The organism is Streptomyces sp. NPDC005393 (assembly GCF_040606675.1).
Classification (GTDB): Bacteria; Actinomycetota; Actinomycetes; order Streptomycetales; family Streptomycetaceae; genus Streptomyces.
The window spans coordinates 94,774-110,403 of sequence record NZ_JBEXFG010000017.1 but is presented as its reverse complement, the minus strand read 5'-3'; the positions used below and the strand labels follow the sequence as shown (position 1 = coordinate 110,403).

The window sequence follows — 15,630 nt, the reverse complement described above, 5'->3', positions numbered from 1 at the left end:
CGTGACGCGACGCCTGATGCTCCTCGATACCGCTTCCCTCTACTTCCGAGCCTATTTCGGCGTGCCGGATTCGGTTCGGGCTCCCGACGGTACTCCGGTGAACGCCGTGCGCGGGCTGCTCGACTTCATCGCCCGGCTCGTCCAGGACCACCACCCGGACGACCTCGTGGCCTGCATGGACTTCGACTGGCGCCCCGCCTGGCGGGTTGAGCTGATCCCCACGTACAAGGCGCACCGGGTCGCCGAGGAGGCCCCCGAGGGGGCCGGGGTGGACCAGGAGGAGGTGCCGGACACCCTCTCCCCGCAGGTTCCGGTGATCGATGAGGTGCTCGACGCGATCGGCATCGCCCGGGTGGGCGCCGCGGGCTATGAGGCCGACGACGTGATCGGCACGCTGGCGGGCCGCGCGACCGGTCCCGTCGACATCGTCACCGGCGACCGTGACCTCTTCCAGCTGGTCGACGACAAGCGCGAGGCGCGGGTGCTGTACCCCGTGAAGGGCGTGGGCACGCTGCAGCTGTTCGACGAGGCGGCGCTGCGCGAGAAATACGGGGTGGACGGCCGGGGGTACGCGGATCTGGCGCTGCTGCGCGGCGACCCGAGCGATGGGCTGCCGGGGGTGCCGGGGATCGGCGAGAAGACCGCCGCCAAGCTGCTGGCCGCCCATGGCGACCTCGCCGGGATCATGGCCGCCGCGGATGACCCCACCGCCAAGCTGACCCCCTCGCAGCGCAAGCGCCTCGACGAGGCGCGGGCGTATGTCGCGGTCGCCCCGAAGGTCGTCCGGGTCGCCTCCGACGTCCCGCTGCCCGCCTTCGACCCGGCGCTGCCGCGGGTGCCGCGCGACCCCGGGGCGCTGGACGCGCTGGCGGAGCGCTGGGGACTGGGGGGATCTTTGCGCAGGCTCCTCTCCACTCTGCAGGAGTGAGCTGTTAGGTTAGGTAACCCTAACTCTTGTTGATCAGGGAGGTCGTCATGGCGGACCGTCCGGCCCGAAAGACGCCGAAGCCCCATCGGGCCCAGGTGGTACGCACCGACCGGCTCACCCCGCATATGGTGCGGGTCGTACTGGGCGGCGACGGCCTCGCCGACTTCACCGCGGGCGAGTGCACCGACCACTACATCAAGCTGCTCTTCCCGGCCGCGGGCGTCAGCTACCCCGAACCGTTCGACCTCGAGGGGATCCGGGCCGACTTCCCGCGCGACCAGTGGCCGGTGACCCGCACATACACGGTGCGCGCCTGGGAGCCGACGGCGCGCGAGCTGACCGTGGACTTCGTGACCCATGGCGACGAGGGGCTGGCCGGGCCGTGGGCCGCGCGGGTCCAGCCCGGCGAGGAGATCTACTTCCAGGGGCCGGGCGGCGCCTACGCCCCGAGCGCGGACGCCGACTGGCATCTGCTCGCGGGCGACGAGAGCGCGCTGCCCGCGATCGCCGCCGCGCTGGAGCGTCTCACCGATGGCGAGGCCCGGCCCACCGGCGCCCCGGTGCGCGCCTTCGTCGAGGTCGCGGGCCCGGAGGAGGAGCTCAAGCTCACCGTGCCGGACGGGGCCGAGGTGGTCTGGCTGCACCGGGGCACCGCCCCGGTCGGCGAGGCGCTGGTGGCGGCCGTCCGGGGGCTGGAGTTCCCGCCCGGCCAGGTGCACGCGTTCGTGCACGGCGAGGCAGGCTTCGTGAAGGAGGTCCGCCGTCTGCTGCGGGTCGAGCGCGAGGTGCCGCGCGAGTGGCTGTCGATCTCCGGCTACTGGCGGCGCGGCCACAACGAGGACGGCTGGCAGGCGTCCAAGCGGGGGTGGAACCAGCAGGTGGAGGCCGAGCAGGAAGGGTCGCGACCGGAGGGGGCCGCGGCGTAGGGGTTCCGGCGTAGGGGCCGCACGCGGATCTATGGCGGGCGGACGGCGAGAGCCGTCCGCCCGCCGCTTTTCGTTGAAGCCGCCGACCGTGCGGAGGGGCGCACTCCGGGGGGAGTTATTCCCCTTTCAGGGCTTAACCCTACTTTCATATCAATTCCTCAATGCATCAATTCCACCTGTCGCTCCCTTCACCCGATCGCTTTAATAAATTCCAGCGAGCTTGACGGCGCACCGTGGTGATCGCGCCGAGTCGCTTCACATGAATGGCCCGTCCCCAGGTGCCGGCCCCGAGGCAACGGGTCTTCTCGCCAAGTCGCCGCCTTCCGCCTGCGCGACGTCCTTTCCCGCGCCCCTCAACGGCCTGTCGGAAGAGCGGCACGACCGAAGGAGAAAGATCATGGCAACCATCACCTCGTTGGTGGACACCACGACCACCACCAACCAAGGCAAACCCGGAGACACCGTTCAGATCAACGGCACGGCCCTGGCCACCACCACCAGGGTGAACTTCGGTTCGGCAGCCGTCACCCCGACAGGCGTCACCGCCACCCAGGTCACCTTCGTCGTGCCCAGCGCGGCGCCGTGCTCCGGCCAGGTCTCCGTCAGCGTGACCAGCAGCGCCGGCGCCACCAGCAACGCGCTGCCGTTCTTCGTCATCGCCACGCCGACGACCACGGGTCTGAGCGCCGTGTGCGTTCCGGCGGCCACCGGCGGCTCGCTCACGCTCTTCGGCACCAACTTCCTGACCGGGACGCAGGTCGCAGTGGGCACGGTCGGCAATGTCGCGGTCACTCCCACGCAGCCCAGCCAGGTCGCCTTCACCGCTCCGGCCAACCCGGGCCAGGTCCCCTGTGTGTCCACCCAGGCGGTCACCATCACCACGGCCGGCGGTACGAGCACCTCGGGCACCACCTTGGTCGACTACTACAAGGCCCCGGCCATCACGTCGGTGGCTCCCACGTCGGGCACGGCGGGAGACACCATCACCATCAACGGAACCTGCTTCGTGGGCGTCGACACCGTCACGTTCACCGACAGCGCCGCCGCCACCGCCACCGCGGTCTTCACGCCCGTGGGTGACACCCAGCTCACCGCCGACGTGCCCGGCGGACTCGCCACCGGCGCCGGGACCATCACGGTCCACACCTGCGGTGGGAACTCCAACGCCCAGACCTTCACCATCACCTGACCGTCGGCCACGACCGGGCACCGACGGCACAACCACACAGTCGCCCCCGTCCGCGCGTGTGGCGGCGACGCCCTCCGCGCCCTGGCCGACTACCGCCGGCCAGGGCGCGGCCGCCTGAGAGACACCCGAGAGGCACGAGAAGGAGAAGAGCGTCATGGCCCCCGTAGTGACCAGCGTCAGCCCCGCCCAAGGTGCTCCAGCGGGGGGAACCTCCGTCACGATCACCGGCTCCGGCTTCACCGGTGCCACCGCGGTCAGGTTCGGCCCCAACCTCGCCACCAGTGTGGTCGTTGTGAGCAATACGCAGATCACGGCCAAGACGCCCGCAGGGACCGGCACGGTCAAGGTCACGGTCACGGGGCCGACCGGAACCAGCACCCAGAACGTGCCCTTCACCTACACCACGGTCGCGGCTCCCGTCCTCACCGGCCTGGGCCCGACGTCGGGCCCCGCCGGGGGCGGTAATACGGTCACCATCAACGGCACCAACCTCTCCGGGGCGACCTCGGTGAAGTTCGGGCTCAACTCGGCGGCCATCCTCACCAACACCCCCACCCAGATCACCGTCACCGCCCCCGCGGGCACCGGCACCACCAACGTCACCGTCACCACCCCCGGCGGCACCAGCAACCCACTCCCCTACACCTACATCGCCACCCCCGCCCCCGCCCTCACCAGCCTCAGCCCCACCTCAGGCCCTACCGGCGGCGGCAATACCGTCACCATCAACGGCACCAACCTCACCGGCGCCACCCAAGTCCTCTTCGGCGCCACCCCCGCCACCATCCTCACCAACACCCCCACCCAGATCACCGTCACCGCCCCCGCGGGCACCGGCACCACCAACGTCACCGTCACCACCCCCGGCGGCACCAGCAACCCACTCCCCTACACCTACGTCGCCACCCCGGCACCGATGATCAGCAGCCTCAGTCCGACGGCGGGGCCGACCTCGGGCGGTAATACGGTCACCATCAACGGCACCAACCTCTCCGGGGCGACCTTGGTGAAGTTCGGGCTCAACTCGGCGGCCATCCTCACCAATACCGCCACGCAGATCACCGTGACCGCGCCCGCCGGGCCGCCGTCCTCGGTCAATGTCACGGTCACCACGCCCGGCGGCATCAGCAATCCGCTGCCGTACTTCTATATCGCCGCTCCCACCGTCGCCGATCTGTCCCCGCACCTCGGCCCGGCCACCGGAACCAACACCGTCACCGTCTTCGGCAGCAATCTCACCCTCACCAGCGCCGTCAGCTTCGGGGGCAATCCGGCCACCGCCATCAATGTGATCTCCGACAGCCAGCTGACCGTCACCGCTCCGGCCGGGTCCGGGACGGTCGTGGTCACCGTCACCACACCGGGCGGCACCAGCACGGCGGCGACCGGGAATCCGTACTACACCTACCTCGGGGCGCCCGTCCTCACCAGCCTGAACCCCTCCCATGGCCCGGACACCGGCGGTGACCCGGTGGTGCTGGGCGGCACCCATCTGACCTACACCGACGCGGTCACCTTCGGCGGCGTCCCGGCCTCGTTCGCGGCGATCTCGGACACCCAGGTCGTCGCGACATCCCCGCCCGGCGTGGCCGGTGCGGTCAATGTCGTGGCCCACACCCCGGCCGGGAACAGCAACGCCCTCCCCTACACCTACGACCCCTCCTGAGACGGCCGCCTCAGCCCACCGAGGAGTACGCCACCACGCCGCGCAGAAGCCCGTCGACCGCCCGGCGGGCGCTGCGCGCCACCGTGCCCTCGGGGGCCGCCGCCGCGATCTGGCCGAGCACGTCGATCAGTTGCTTGGTCCAGCGCACGAAGTCACCGGCGGGCATGTCGATTTCCCGCAGCACCTCGTCCAACCCGTGCCCGGACGCCCAGCGGTAGGCGGCCCAGGCGAAGCCGAGGTCCGGCTCGCGCTGTCCGACGCCCTCCGTCTGATTGATCCTGTGCTCCTCCTCCAGGGCGTCCAGCCGCCCCCAGATCCGGACCATTTCGCCGAGCGCGTCCTTGGCGCGGCCCGCGGGCAGCTTGGGCGGCATCGCGTCATCGGCCGCCCGCGCCTCGTAGACGAGTGCCGAGGCGCAGGCCGCGAGCTCGGCGGGCTCCAGGCCCTCCCAGACGCCGTCGCGCAGACACTCGCTGGCCAGCAGATCCAGCTCGCCGTAGAGCCGGGCCAGCCGCTTGCCCTCCTCCGTGACCTCGTCACCGCGCAGATAGCCGAGCTCGGACAGCAGGGCGTAGATCCGGTCGAAGGTGCGGGCGATGGTGTTCGTACGGCCCTCGATGCGCCGCTCGAGCTGCCGGGTGTCGTGCAGCAGCCGCTGGTAGCGCTCGCCCCAGCGGGCGTGGTCCTCGCGGTCGGAGCAGCCGTGGCAGGGGTGGGCACGGAGAGCGGCGCGCAGCCGGGCGATCTCGGCGTCGTCGGCGGCGGGCGAGCGCTCCTTACGGTGGCGGCCCACATTGTGGTGGCCGGCCTTGGTCCGCAACGCGGAGGCCAGATCCCGGCGGGACTGGGGGCTGCGCGGGTTGAAGGACTTGGGGATCCGCATCCGGTCCAGCGGCTCGACCGGCACCGGGAAGTCGATCGAGGCCAGCCGCTTGACCTGGCGCTCGGCGGTGAGCACCAGCGGCCGCGGCCCGTCGTGGTGCTCGAAGCCACGGTGGCCGCCTACCCGCCCGGCGGACAGCCCGGGGTCCAGTACCAGCGCGAGCCCGGCGAACTTGCCGGTGGGCACATGGATGACATCGCCCGGACGGAGCTTCTCCAGCGCGACCGCGGCGGCCGCGCGCCGCTGCGCCACGCCCTGCCGGGCCAGCTCGGTCTCGCGGTCCTTGAGCTCGCGGCGCAGCCGCGCGTACTCCTCGAAGTCGCCGAGGTGGCAGGTCATGGAGGCGCGGTAGCCCTCCAGCCCCTCCTCGTTGCGCTGCACCTGACGGGAGATCCCGACGACCGCCTTGTCGGCCTGGAACTGCGCGAAGGAGGTCTCCAGCAGCTCGCGCGAGCGGTGCCGCCCGAACTGCGAGACGAGATTGACCGCCATGTTGTACGACGGCTTGAAGGAGGAGCGCAGCGGATAGGTGCGCGTCCCGGCGAGGCCCGCGAGGGCGGCGGGGTCCATGGCGCGCTGCCACAGCACCACCGCATGGCCCTCGACGTCGATGCCGCGCCGCCCGGCCCGGCCGGTCAGCTGGGTGTACTCGCCGGGGGTGATGTCGGCGTGCTGCTCACCGTTCCACTTGACGAGCTTCTCCAACACCACCGAGCGGGCGGGCATGTTGATGCCGAGCGCGAGGGTCTCGGTGGCGAAGACGGCCTTGACCAGACCCCGGACGAACAGCTCCTCGACAACTTCCTTGAAGGTGGGGAGCATTCCGGCGTGGTGGGCGGCGATGCCCCGCTCGAGGCCCTCCAGCCACTCGAAGTACCCCAGCACATGGAGGTCTTCGTCGGGGATGCCGGCCGTGCGCTCCTCGGCTATCGCCCGCACCTCGGCGCGCGCGGCGTCGTCGTTGAGCCGGAGCCCCGCGTACAGACACTGCTGGACGGCCGCTTCGCAGCCCGCGCGGCTGAAGATGAAGGTGATGGCGGGCAGCAGCCCCTCGGCGTCGAGCCGGTCGATGACCTCGGGGCGGCCGGGGGTCCAGATCCGGCTGCGCTGACGGCGCTCGCGCTCGCGGTCGGCCTCGCGCATGTTGTTCCGGCCACGGCGCTTGTCACGGCCGAGGGCGGGCCGGCTGTTCTCCATCCGGGCAAGCCGCACCAGGTCGGGGTTGACCTCGCGGCGGCCGCTCTGGTCGCCGTCCTGCCCGTTCTTCTCCTCGAAGAGGTCGTACATCCGGCGACCGGCGAGAACGTGCTGCCACAGCGGCACGGGCCGGTGCTCGGAGACGATCACCTCGGTGTCACCGCGGACGGTGTCGAGCCAGTCGCCGAACTCCTCGGCGTTGGAAACCGTCGCGGACAGTGACACCAGCGTCACCGACTCCGGGAGGTGGATGATGACCTCTTCCCAGACGGCGCCGCGGAACCGGTCGGAGAGGTAGTGCACCTCGTCCATCACCACATAGCCGAGGCCGAGCAGCGACTGCGAGCCCGCATAGAGCATGTTCCGCAGTACTTCGGTGGTCATGACGACCACCGGGGCCTCGGAATTGATGCTGTTGTCGCCGGTGAGCAGGCCGACCTTGTCGGCGCCGTAGCGCTTGACCAGATCGGCGTACTTCTGGTTCGACAGCGCCTTGATGGGCGTGGTGTAGAAGCACTTACGGCCCTGGGTGAGCGCCAGGTGGACGGCGAACTCGCCCACGATGGTCTTGCCCGAGCCGGTGGGGGCGGCGACCAGCACGCCCTTGCCGGCCTCCAGGGCCTGGCACGCCTCGATCTGGAAGGGGTCCAGCGCGAAGTCGTACATCTCGCGGAAGGGGGCCAGAGCGGTGGCCTGCTCGGCGGCCCGGACGCGGGACGCGGCATAGCGCTCGGCGGGAGATAGCTCGTCGGTCATCGTATGTACGAGACTACCGGCCGCCTCCGACAGTGCACGCGATCTTTATTCGAGCTTTGTTCCGTGCTCCGGCCCCGGGGATCGCGCTCAGCCGCCGAGGAGCCGTACGGCGCCGGGCACAGCGCGGGCGGTGACCGGCAGCGGCCCGATCCGCTCGCCGTCCGCGTACGCGGTGAGGTCCTCGGCGGCCAGGGATATCGAGGCCGCCCGGTGCGTGGTGACCACGGGGTGGTCCAGATGGCTGCCCCGGTAGACGCGCGGGAAGACCGTCAGCAGGGTGGTGCGGGCGCACGGGCCCACGACGGTGATGTCGAAGAGCCCGTCGTCGAGGCGGGCGTCCGCGCAGATCCGCATCCCGCCGCCGTACGCGGCGCCGTTGCCGACCGCGATCAAGGTGGCCTCGACCTCCCGCTCCGGCCCGTCGTCGAGCCGCATCCGGTAGCGGAAGGGGCGCAGCCCGGCCAGTTCGGCGACCATCGCGAGGTCGTAGCGGAGCCGTCCACCGGGCCATCGCATCCGGTTGCCCCGGTCGTTGACCCGGGAGTCGAAGCCGGAGGCGAGGACGGTGCCGAACCAGAGATCCCCCACCCGCCCCAGATCGACGGGGCGGCCGCCGTCCCCCTTGAGCGAGCCGGCGATGGCCCGCGCCGCCGCGGCCGGGTCGCGCACCGGGAGCCCGGCCGTCCGGGCGAAGTCATTGCCGGTGCCCGCCGCGACCACACCGAGCGGGGTGCCGGTCCCGGCGACGGCCTGGAGTGCGAGCGAGACCATGCCGTCGCCGCCGACGGCGACCAGCGCTCCGGTCCCGCCCGCCACCGCCGCACGGGCTCTGCGCAGGGCGTCAGGGGCGTCGGCGCCCAGCACGGTCCGTACACGGAAGCCGGCGTCCCGCAGCACCCGGGCGGCGGGCTGGGCGGCGCGGGCGCCGCGCCCCCGGCCCGCCGTGGGGTTGACGAAGAGAGTGATGTCGCAGGTCACTCGCGGACCTTATCGGCAGGGCCCGGCGGTGCACCCGCCAGGCCCTGTCTCCTTGGTCTCCGTGGTCTCCGTGGTCTCCGTGGATCAGCCCGCGGCGTCCGGTGCGTGCCTAGGTGACGTCGTCGTAACCGTTGCGCCGGGCGGGGCCGGTGTCGTCACCGCTGGGCAGCCCGGCCGGGCCCGCGCCGACCCGCTCGGTGTCCTCGACGCCCTCGGGCGCCAGGTCCAGCCGCGATGCCTCGTCGTCGTCCAGGCCGAAGTCGGGGTCGGCGGCCCGGCGGCGCGCCTTGCGCCGGTCGTTGACCAGGGCGACGGCACAGGCGCCGAAGTAGAGCACGGTGACCGGTCCGGCCAGGGCGAACATGCCGATGGGGTCGGTGCTGGGGGTGGCGATGGCCCCGAAGACCGTGATGCCCATGATCATGCCCCGCCACCAGCCGAACATCCGGCGCCCGCTGAGGATGCCGGTGAAGTTCAGCAGGATCAGCAGCAGCGGAAGCTCGAAGGCGAGCCCGAAGACGACGATCATGCGGGCGAGCAGATCGAGGAAGTCGTCGAGCGGCAGGAGGTTGTTCGCCCCGTTGGGCGTGAAGCCGAGCAGCACCTTGGCGCTGGTCGGAAGGATCTTGTAAGCGAAGTAGGCGCCGCCGACGAAGAGCGGCGCTCCGAGGGCGACGAAGAACAGGCCGTACTTCTTCTCGTTGCGGTGCAGACCCGGCGCGAGGAACGCCCACAGCTGATACAGCCAGACCGGGGTGGCGACCACCACACCGGCGGTGAAGGAGACCTTCAACATGATCGTGAACGGCGACAGCAGACCATTCACGGTGAAGTACGCGCACTTCTGTCCGGCGTCGTGGGCCGAAAGTGCGGACAGCGTGACCCCGCCGCAGCCGACGGAATCCAGTACCGGCTTCATCAGGAAGTCGACGATGTCCATATAGGAGAACATCGCCACGATCGTGACGACACAGATCGCCAGGACCGATTTGAGCAACCGGTTGCGCAGCTCACGCAGGTGCTCGGCGAGGGGCATCCGCCCCTCGGGGTCCTTCTCCTTCTTGCGGGCAGACTTGAGCAACCCACGTCCTCATCTCGTGCGTCAGGCGGCGGACGTCAGCGCCGCCTCCAAGTGGCCCTGGGTCAGCGCTTGGTGGTCTGGTCACTCGGCTCGGACACCGGGCGCGAGCTGGTGACATCGCCCGGAGCGGCCTGGATCGTACGGTGCGCGCCCTGGTCCTCACCCGGGTTCGGCGGGTCGGCCGGCGCGTTCTGCTGCTGTGGGCCGTCCGACTTCATCGCCTTGGCCTCGCTCTTGAGGATCCGGGCGGACTTGCCCAGCGAGCGCGCCATGTCCGGGAGCTTCTTCGCACCGAACAGCAGCACGACGACGACAAGGATGAGAATGATCTCGGGAGCGCCGAGCCTTCCGAACATAAGCGTCTACCTTCTCACCGAGGCGGCTGGGGGGGGTGGGGCTGCCCGACCGGTCGGACAGGTGTCCGGCAGCCGTGCTGTCAGCGATCGTAGCGCGCGGGGGTAAACCGAGGGCAATCCCCATGCGGACGCCTGGTTGCGGCCCTCCGCCTCGTTACCAGGGCCACTGAATTGCCAGCGTACCCCCCATACCTGTGCCACAGGAGAGGGCCTGTCAGCCGCTGTCAGTTGTCAGTCCCGGCGCAGGGCGTCCACCTGCGAGCCGAGCGGCGCCGCGGCCCGCTCCAGGTCCTCGGCGGCCCGGGTGATCCGGTGCGAGCTGTCCGACACCTGCCGGGCCAGCCTGCGAACCTCCGCGTAGACCCGCACGGAGAGCACGGCGAGGACGGCGGTTCCGCAGAAGGCGAGGGCGAGGGCGAGCATCGGCCAGAGCATGCGCGCGAGCCTAGACGGTGGGGTGCAGCCGCAGCGTACGCACCCCGGCGCCGGTGAGCAGCTCCACGATCCGCTCCCCCGCCGGTTTGCGCACCGCGCAGCCGCAGTCGGGGCAGGTGAAGGAGTAGAAGGTGGTGCGGTCGCTGGCCCCGATCGCCAGCCGCAGCGCGCCGGCGGCCAGCTCGAACCGGCCACGGCACTCCGGACAGGCTGCCTTGAAGATCACCGAGGCGGTATTCTCCCCAGCGGTCACTGTGTGCGTCCCTTCACTCGCCGTACGCCGCGAGCGCCCGCCGCGCCGCGTCCCGCGCGCTGTCCGCGAGCCCCTGGGGCGAGACGATCCGGCCGTCCCTGCCGAGCCGCAGCGCCAGCCGGCGCAGCGAGCCGGGGTCGGGGGTGCGCAGCGTGATCCTGAGGCCACCGTCGGGCAGCTCCTCCGCGCTGTCGTGCGGGTAGTACTCGGCGACCCAGCGCCCGCCGGGGCCGGTCTCGACGACCACCTCGGGGTCCTCGGCGCCGGTCTGCACCAGGGCGGTGGAGAGGTCGGACAGATCGCGCAGCTCGATCGGCGGCGGATCGGACGCCTCGTCGAGCAGCTTGATCTCGGCGACCCGGTCCAGCCGGAAGGTCCGCCGCGCCTCCGAGAGACGGCACCAGGCCTCCATATACGTGTGGCCGACGGCGAACAGCCGGATCGGGTCCACTTCGCGCTCGGTGATCTCGTCGCGCGCGGGCGAGTAGTAGCGCAGCCACAGCCGGCGGCGCTCGGAGATGGCCCGGTCGACGTCGGCGAAGACGCCGCCCTCGGATTCGAAGGTGACCGAGAGCCGGGAGCTGGCGCCCGCCACCTCGCCCGCCGCCGCCTCCAGCTTGGCGGTGGCGCGCAGCAGCGCGTCCCGGTCGCCCTCGCGCAGCCCGGGGAGGGTGGCGACGGCGCGGGCGGCGACGAGCAGCGCGGTGGCCTCGTCGGCGGCCAGCCGCAGCGGCTCGGCGACATCGTCGGGGTTGTGCCACCAGATCCGCTCGCCGTCGGTGTCGATGTCCAGCAGATCCCCGCCGCGGAAGCTGGTGCCGCACAGCGGCAGCACATCGAGGTCGGCGATCAGTTCGTCCTCGCTGATCCCGAAGGCGCGGGCGACCTCGGCGACGCGGGCGCCGGGGCGCTCACGCAGATACGTCACCAGGGAGAGCATCCGGCGGGTCTGGTCGATGGCGTTTCCGGCCATAGTGAAGTGGTCCGTCCCCTCAGCCCTTGGCCACGGCGCGCAGCCGGTCGACGACATCCGCCCGCAGCTCGTCGGGCGCCAGTACGACCACGTCCGGGCCGAACTCCACGAGCGAGGCGTCGAGCCCGTGCCCGTACGGGATCTCCAGCTCGTCCCAGTCGTCGTCCCCGTCGACCGGGCGGGTGGACAGCGCCCGCGCCCGCAGCGGATAGCCGTGGCCGGAGCGCAGCCGGATCCGGGCGGTGCCGGTGGCGGTCTCACCCGCCCAGGTCTCCACGGTCTCGCGCACGGTCACATGGTCGGGCACCTCGGCGGTGTAGGCGCCGGAGCGCAGCCGGACCCGGCCGGTGATCCGGGAGAGCCGGAAGACCCGCTCGGCGGCGCGCTCGCGATCCCATCCGGCGAGATACCAGTTGCCGCGCCAGCACTCCAGCGCCCAGGGCTCGACCTGGCGCTGCTCGGGCCGGGCGGCGTTCGCCTTGCGGTAGTCGAAGACGACGGGGCGACGGTCGCGGCAGGCGAGCATGAGCGGTTCGAAGGCCGCCTCATGGACCGGGATGCGCGGCTCCAGCGCGCTGTGCGCGGGGGTGTCGTACGGATCCTCGGCGACCGGCATCCCGGCGGCGCGCAGCTTCTGCAGCGCGCCGCTGGCGGCGCCCGCGAGCCGGGCCTGCTGCCAGACCTTCGCGGCGAGGCCGAGGGCGGCGGCCTCCTCGGCGTCCAGGGTGATGGGCGGGAGGCGGTTGCTGTCCCGGCGGGCGAGATAGCCGGTGTCGCCGTCGAGGCCCTCCACCGTTTCGATGACCAGTCCGAGTTCGCGCAGATCATCCTTGTCGCGCTCGAACATGCGGTTGAAGGCGTCGTCGTTGGCCGCGCCGGCCGCGGCGCTCTCACGGTATGCCTCTATGGAGTCCCGCAACTCCCGTTTGGTCAGCGGGCGCCGGGTTCCCAGCAGGCACAGCGCCAGATTCATCAGCCGCTCGGCCTTGGCAATCGCCATCGACGCCCTTTCTCCGTGACCTTACGCACGTGACCGTACCGCTCCGGGGACGCGCGGCAAAAGCCGAGGGCCCTGCCCGGTGGGCAGGGACCCTCGGCACCGGCTCGCGGTGGTCTCAGACGGAGACCAGGTCGCAGACGAAGATCAGCGACTCGCCCGGCTTGATCCGGCCGCCACCGGCGCCACGGTCGCCGTAGGCCAGGTCCGGCGGGATGATCAGCTGCCGGCGACCGCCGACCTTCATACCCTGCAGGCCCTGGTCCCAGCCGGGGATGACCTGGCCGACGCCGAGCTGGATGCGCAGCGGGGTGTTGCGGTTGTAGCTCGCGTCGAACTCCTCGCCGGTGGAGAAGGCCACGCCGACGTAGTGCACGGCGATGTTGTCCCCTGCCTTGGCGGCGGGCCCGTCGCCCTCCCAGATGTCCTTGATCTCCAGCTCGGCCGGCGGCTCGCCACCCGGGAAGTCGACCTCGGGCTTCTCGATGCTCACGAAAGTGCTCCTCATTACGTTGTGGGCAACCCGCACAGGCTACAGAACCGACAGGATGTCGACGGAGAAGACCAGCGTGGAGTTGGCGGGGATACCCTTCTGGGCCTTCTTTCCGTAGCCCAGCTCCGGGGGCACGACGATCAGCACCCGGCTGCCGACCTTCTTGCCGGTCAGCCCCTGCGACCATCCCTTGACGACCTGCTGCAGGGAGAACTGCGCGAGCTCGCCCCGCTTGTACGTGGAGTCGAACTCCTTGCCGTTGTCCCACAGCACGCCCTTGTACTGGACGAGCAGGGCATCGGTCTTCTTGACCTTCGGGCCGTGGCCCTCGATGACGTACTCGGAGACGAGCTTCTTCGGCGCGGGCTTCTTCGGGATGGTGATGGTGGGGGGCTTGCCGTCGGTGTTGTCGGACACCTTGGGCAGATCCTTATTGTTCTGCGCCACCTTGTCGCCCTTGGCCGAGCTCTTGGCGTTGTAGCGCTCGATGATGTCGATGACGAACACCAGGGTGTCGGTGCCCTTGATACCGGCCTGCGGCTGGCCCTGCTTGCCGTAGGCGTACGCGGGCGGGACGGCCACCTCCAGCCGGCTGCCGACCTTCTTGCCGATCAGCGCCCGGTCCCAGCCGGGGATGACCTGGCCGGTGCCGACCTGGAAGACGGCGGGCTTCTTCTTGTCCCAGGAGTTGTCGACGACCTTCCCCGTGCTCCAGATCTGCCCCAGATAGTTGACCTTGAGGAAGTCCTTCTTGGCCACCGTCGGCCCATTCCCCTTGATCACCGTCTTGACCGCCAGGTCGGAGGACGGCTTCCCGGAGCCCTTGGCGACCTTCGGCTTCTCACCGAACTTCTTACCGTCGGTAATGGGCGGCACCGGACCATTGACGACCTTGCCGGTGGGAGCCGCCGAGGGCGTCGGGCTGCTGGGCTCCTTGGACGGCTTGGCCTTCTCGGATCCTGATGTGTCATCACCGCAGCCCGCGAGGGTGAGCAGGCCCGCGGGCACGGCAAGGAGTACGGAGCGTCGGCGCACGGGGTCCTCGCTAGGTAGATCTTTTGATGGACAATGCGCGCCACTCTACGACGTACTACGGGCCCCGTCCGAGGAACGCACGGGGCCCGCGTGGAACATAAGCCGACTGCCATGTCACATACCGGCGATGAGTTTCTCCACCCGGTCGTCGACCGACCGGAACGGGTCCTTGCACAGCACAGTGCGCTGCGCCTGGTCGTTGAGTTTGAGGTGCACCCAGTCCACGGTGAAATCGCGGCGCTGCTCCTGGGCGCGGCGGATGAAGTCGCCGCGCAGCCGGGCGCGGGTGGTCTGCGGTGGCACCGACTTGCCCTCGAAAATTTTCAAGTCGTTGCAGACCCGGGCCGCCTGACCGCGCTTCTCCAGAAGGTAGTAGAGGCCTCGGCGGCGGTGGATGTCGTGATAAGCGAGGTCTATCTGGGCGATGCGCGGATGGGACATGGTGATGTTGTTCTTCGACCGGTATCGCTCGATGAGCTGGTACTTCATCACCCAGTCGATTTCGGTGCCGATCCGGTCGAGCTCCTCGGTGCGGATCGCCTCCAGGGTGCGGCCCCACAGCTCCAGGACGCGCTCGACCGTGCCGGTGCGGATGCCGCGGCGCTCGCAGAAGTCGACGGCCTTCTCGTAGTACTCCTGCTGGACCTCCAGGGCGGAGGCCTCGCGGCCGCTGGCGAGCCGCACCTTGCGCTGCCCGGTGATGTCGTGGCTGACCTCGCGGATGGCCCGGATGGGGTTCTCCAGGGTCAGATCGCGCATCACCGTGCCTGCCTCGATCATGCGGAGCACCAGGTCGGTGGCGCCGACCTTGAGCAGCATCGTCGTCTCGGACATATTGGAGTCGCCCACGATGACATGCAGCCGGCGGTAGCGCTCGGCGTCGGCGTGCGGCTCGTCGCGGGTGTTGATGATCGGCCGGGAGCGGGTCGTCGCGGAGCTGACGCCCTCCCAGATGTGCTCGGCTCGCTGGCTGACGCAGTAGACCGCGCCCCGCGGGGTCTGGAGCACCTTGCCCGCGCCGCAGAGCAGCTGCCGCGTCACCAGGAACGGGATGAGAATGTCGGCAAGCCGGGAGAACTCCCCGTGGCGGGCCACCAGATAGTTCTCATGGCAACCGTAGGAGTTGCCCGCCGAGTCGGTGTTGTTCTTGAAGAGATAGACGTCGCCCGCGATTCCCTCCTCGTGCAGGCGGCGCTCGGCGTCCACGAGCAGACCCTCGAGAATGCGCTCGCCTGCCTTGTCGTGCGTGACCAGCTCGGTCACGTTGTCGCACTCGGGGGTTGCGTATTCCGGGTGCGATCCCACGTCGAGATAGAGGCGGGCGCCGTTGCGCAGGAAGACATTGCTGCTGCGGCCCCAGGAGACGACACGGCGGAAGAGGTAGCGCGCCACTTCGTCAGGAGACAGCCGGCGCTGTCCCCTGAATGTGCACGTGACGCCGTACTCGTTCTCCAGCCCGAAAATGCGGCGGTCCATGCCTGAAC

15 protein-coding genes are annotated in these 15,630 nt (G+C 70.4%); 4 read left to right on the top strand and 11 right to left on the bottom strand.

Going from position 1 to position 15,630, the window contains the following annotated elements; all coding sequences use genetic code 11:
- Positions 1-16: 16 nt before the first annotated feature.
- From ABZS71_RS17095 to ABZS71_RS17080, 4 genes are all read left to right on the top strand, one after another.
- Positions 17-928, top strand: a complete 912-nt coding sequence (locus ABZS71_RS17095) for a 5'-3' exonuclease (protein ID WP_356210878.1) — start codon at positions 17-19, stop codon at positions 926-928.
- Positions 929-975: 47 nt separating this feature from the next.
- On the top strand, positions 976-1,854 hold the full coding sequence (locus ABZS71_RS17090; RefSeq protein WP_356210851.1) for a siderophore-interacting protein: 879 nt from the start codon (positions 976-978) through the stop codon (positions 1,852-1,854).
- A gap of 397 nt (positions 1,855-2,251) precedes the next feature.
- Positions 2,252-3,043, top strand: coding sequence for an IPT/TIG domain-containing protein (locus ABZS71_RS17085; RefSeq protein WP_356210849.1), 792 nt, complete (start codon positions 2,252-2,254; stop codon positions 3,041-3,043).
- Between the two features lie 154 nt (positions 3,044-3,197).
- Positions 3,198-4,709, top strand: a complete 1,512-nt coding sequence (locus ABZS71_RS17080; protein WP_356210847.1) for an IPT/TIG domain-containing protein — start codon at positions 3,198-3,200, stop codon at positions 4,707-4,709.
- A 10-nt stretch (positions 4,710-4,719) separates the two neighbouring features.
- Here ABZS71_RS17080 and ABZS71_RS17075 read toward each other — a convergent pair whose 3' ends face one another.
- The 11 genes from ABZS71_RS17075 to pafA form a co-directional block, all read right to left on the bottom strand.
- Entirely contained in the window at positions 4,720-7,545 is a 2,826-nt protein-coding gene (locus tag ABZS71_RS17075; protein ID WP_356210845.1) for a DEAD/DEAH box helicase, read from the bottom strand.
- A gap of 87 nt (positions 7,546-7,632) precedes the next feature.
- Complete coding sequence (locus ABZS71_RS17070; RefSeq protein ID WP_356210843.1) at positions 7,633-8,523, bottom strand: diacylglycerol kinase; 891 nt, start codon at positions 8,521-8,523, stop codon at positions 7,633-7,635.
- A 109-nt stretch (positions 8,524-8,632) separates the two neighbouring features.
- Positions 8,633-9,604 (bottom strand): twin-arginine translocase subunit TatC, encoded by a 972-nt coding sequence (tatC, locus tag ABZS71_RS17065; protein ID WP_356210840.1) that lies wholly within the window; start codon positions 9,602-9,604, stop codon positions 8,633-8,635.
- 62 nt (positions 9,605-9,666) lie between these two features.
- Positions 9,667-9,960 (bottom strand): Sec-independent protein translocase subunit TatA, encoded by a 294-nt coding sequence (gene tatA / locus ABZS71_RS17060; RefSeq protein ID WP_355844115.1) that lies wholly within the window; start codon positions 9,958-9,960, stop codon positions 9,667-9,669.
- A 231-nt stretch (positions 9,961-10,191) separates the two neighbouring features.
- Positions 10,192-10,395 carry a hypothetical protein gene (locus tag ABZS71_RS17055; protein WP_355844118.1) on the bottom strand — a complete coding sequence of 68 codons (204 nt, stop codon included), beginning with the start codon at positions 10,393-10,395 and terminating at the stop codon, positions 10,192-10,194.
- Positions 10,396-10,405: 10 nt separating this feature from the next.
- On the bottom strand, positions 10,406-10,648 hold the full coding sequence (locus ABZS71_RS17050; protein WP_355844121.1) for a hypothetical protein: 243 nt from the start codon (positions 10,646-10,648) through the stop codon (positions 10,406-10,408).
- 13 nt (positions 10,649-10,661) lie between these two features.
- Positions 10,662-11,621 (bottom strand): WYL domain-containing protein, encoded by a 960-nt coding sequence (locus tag ABZS71_RS17045; RefSeq protein WP_355844124.1) that lies wholly within the window; start codon positions 11,619-11,621, stop codon positions 10,662-10,664.
- Between the two features lie 19 nt (positions 11,622-11,640).
- Complete coding sequence (locus tag ABZS71_RS17040) at positions 11,641-12,621, bottom strand: WYL domain-containing protein (RefSeq protein ID WP_355844127.1); 981 nt, start codon at positions 12,619-12,621, stop codon at positions 11,641-11,643.
- Between the two features lie 115 nt (positions 12,622-12,736).
- Complete coding sequence (locus ABZS71_RS17035; protein ID WP_355844130.1) at positions 12,737-13,111, bottom strand: FKBP-type peptidyl-prolyl cis-trans isomerase; 375 nt, start codon at positions 13,109-13,111, stop codon at positions 12,737-12,739.
- A gap of 39 nt (positions 13,112-13,150) precedes the next feature.
- Positions 13,151-14,146, bottom strand: coding sequence for an FKBP-type peptidyl-prolyl cis-trans isomerase (locus ABZS71_RS17030; protein WP_356210836.1), 996 nt, complete (start codon positions 14,144-14,146; stop codon positions 13,151-13,153).
- A 114-nt stretch (positions 14,147-14,260) separates the two neighbouring features.
- Positions 14,261-15,622, bottom strand: a complete 1,362-nt coding sequence (pafA, locus tag ABZS71_RS17025) for a Pup--protein ligase (RefSeq protein ID WP_355844136.1) — start codon at positions 15,620-15,622, stop codon at positions 14,261-14,263.
- Positions 15,623-15,630 lie beyond the last annotated feature (8 nt).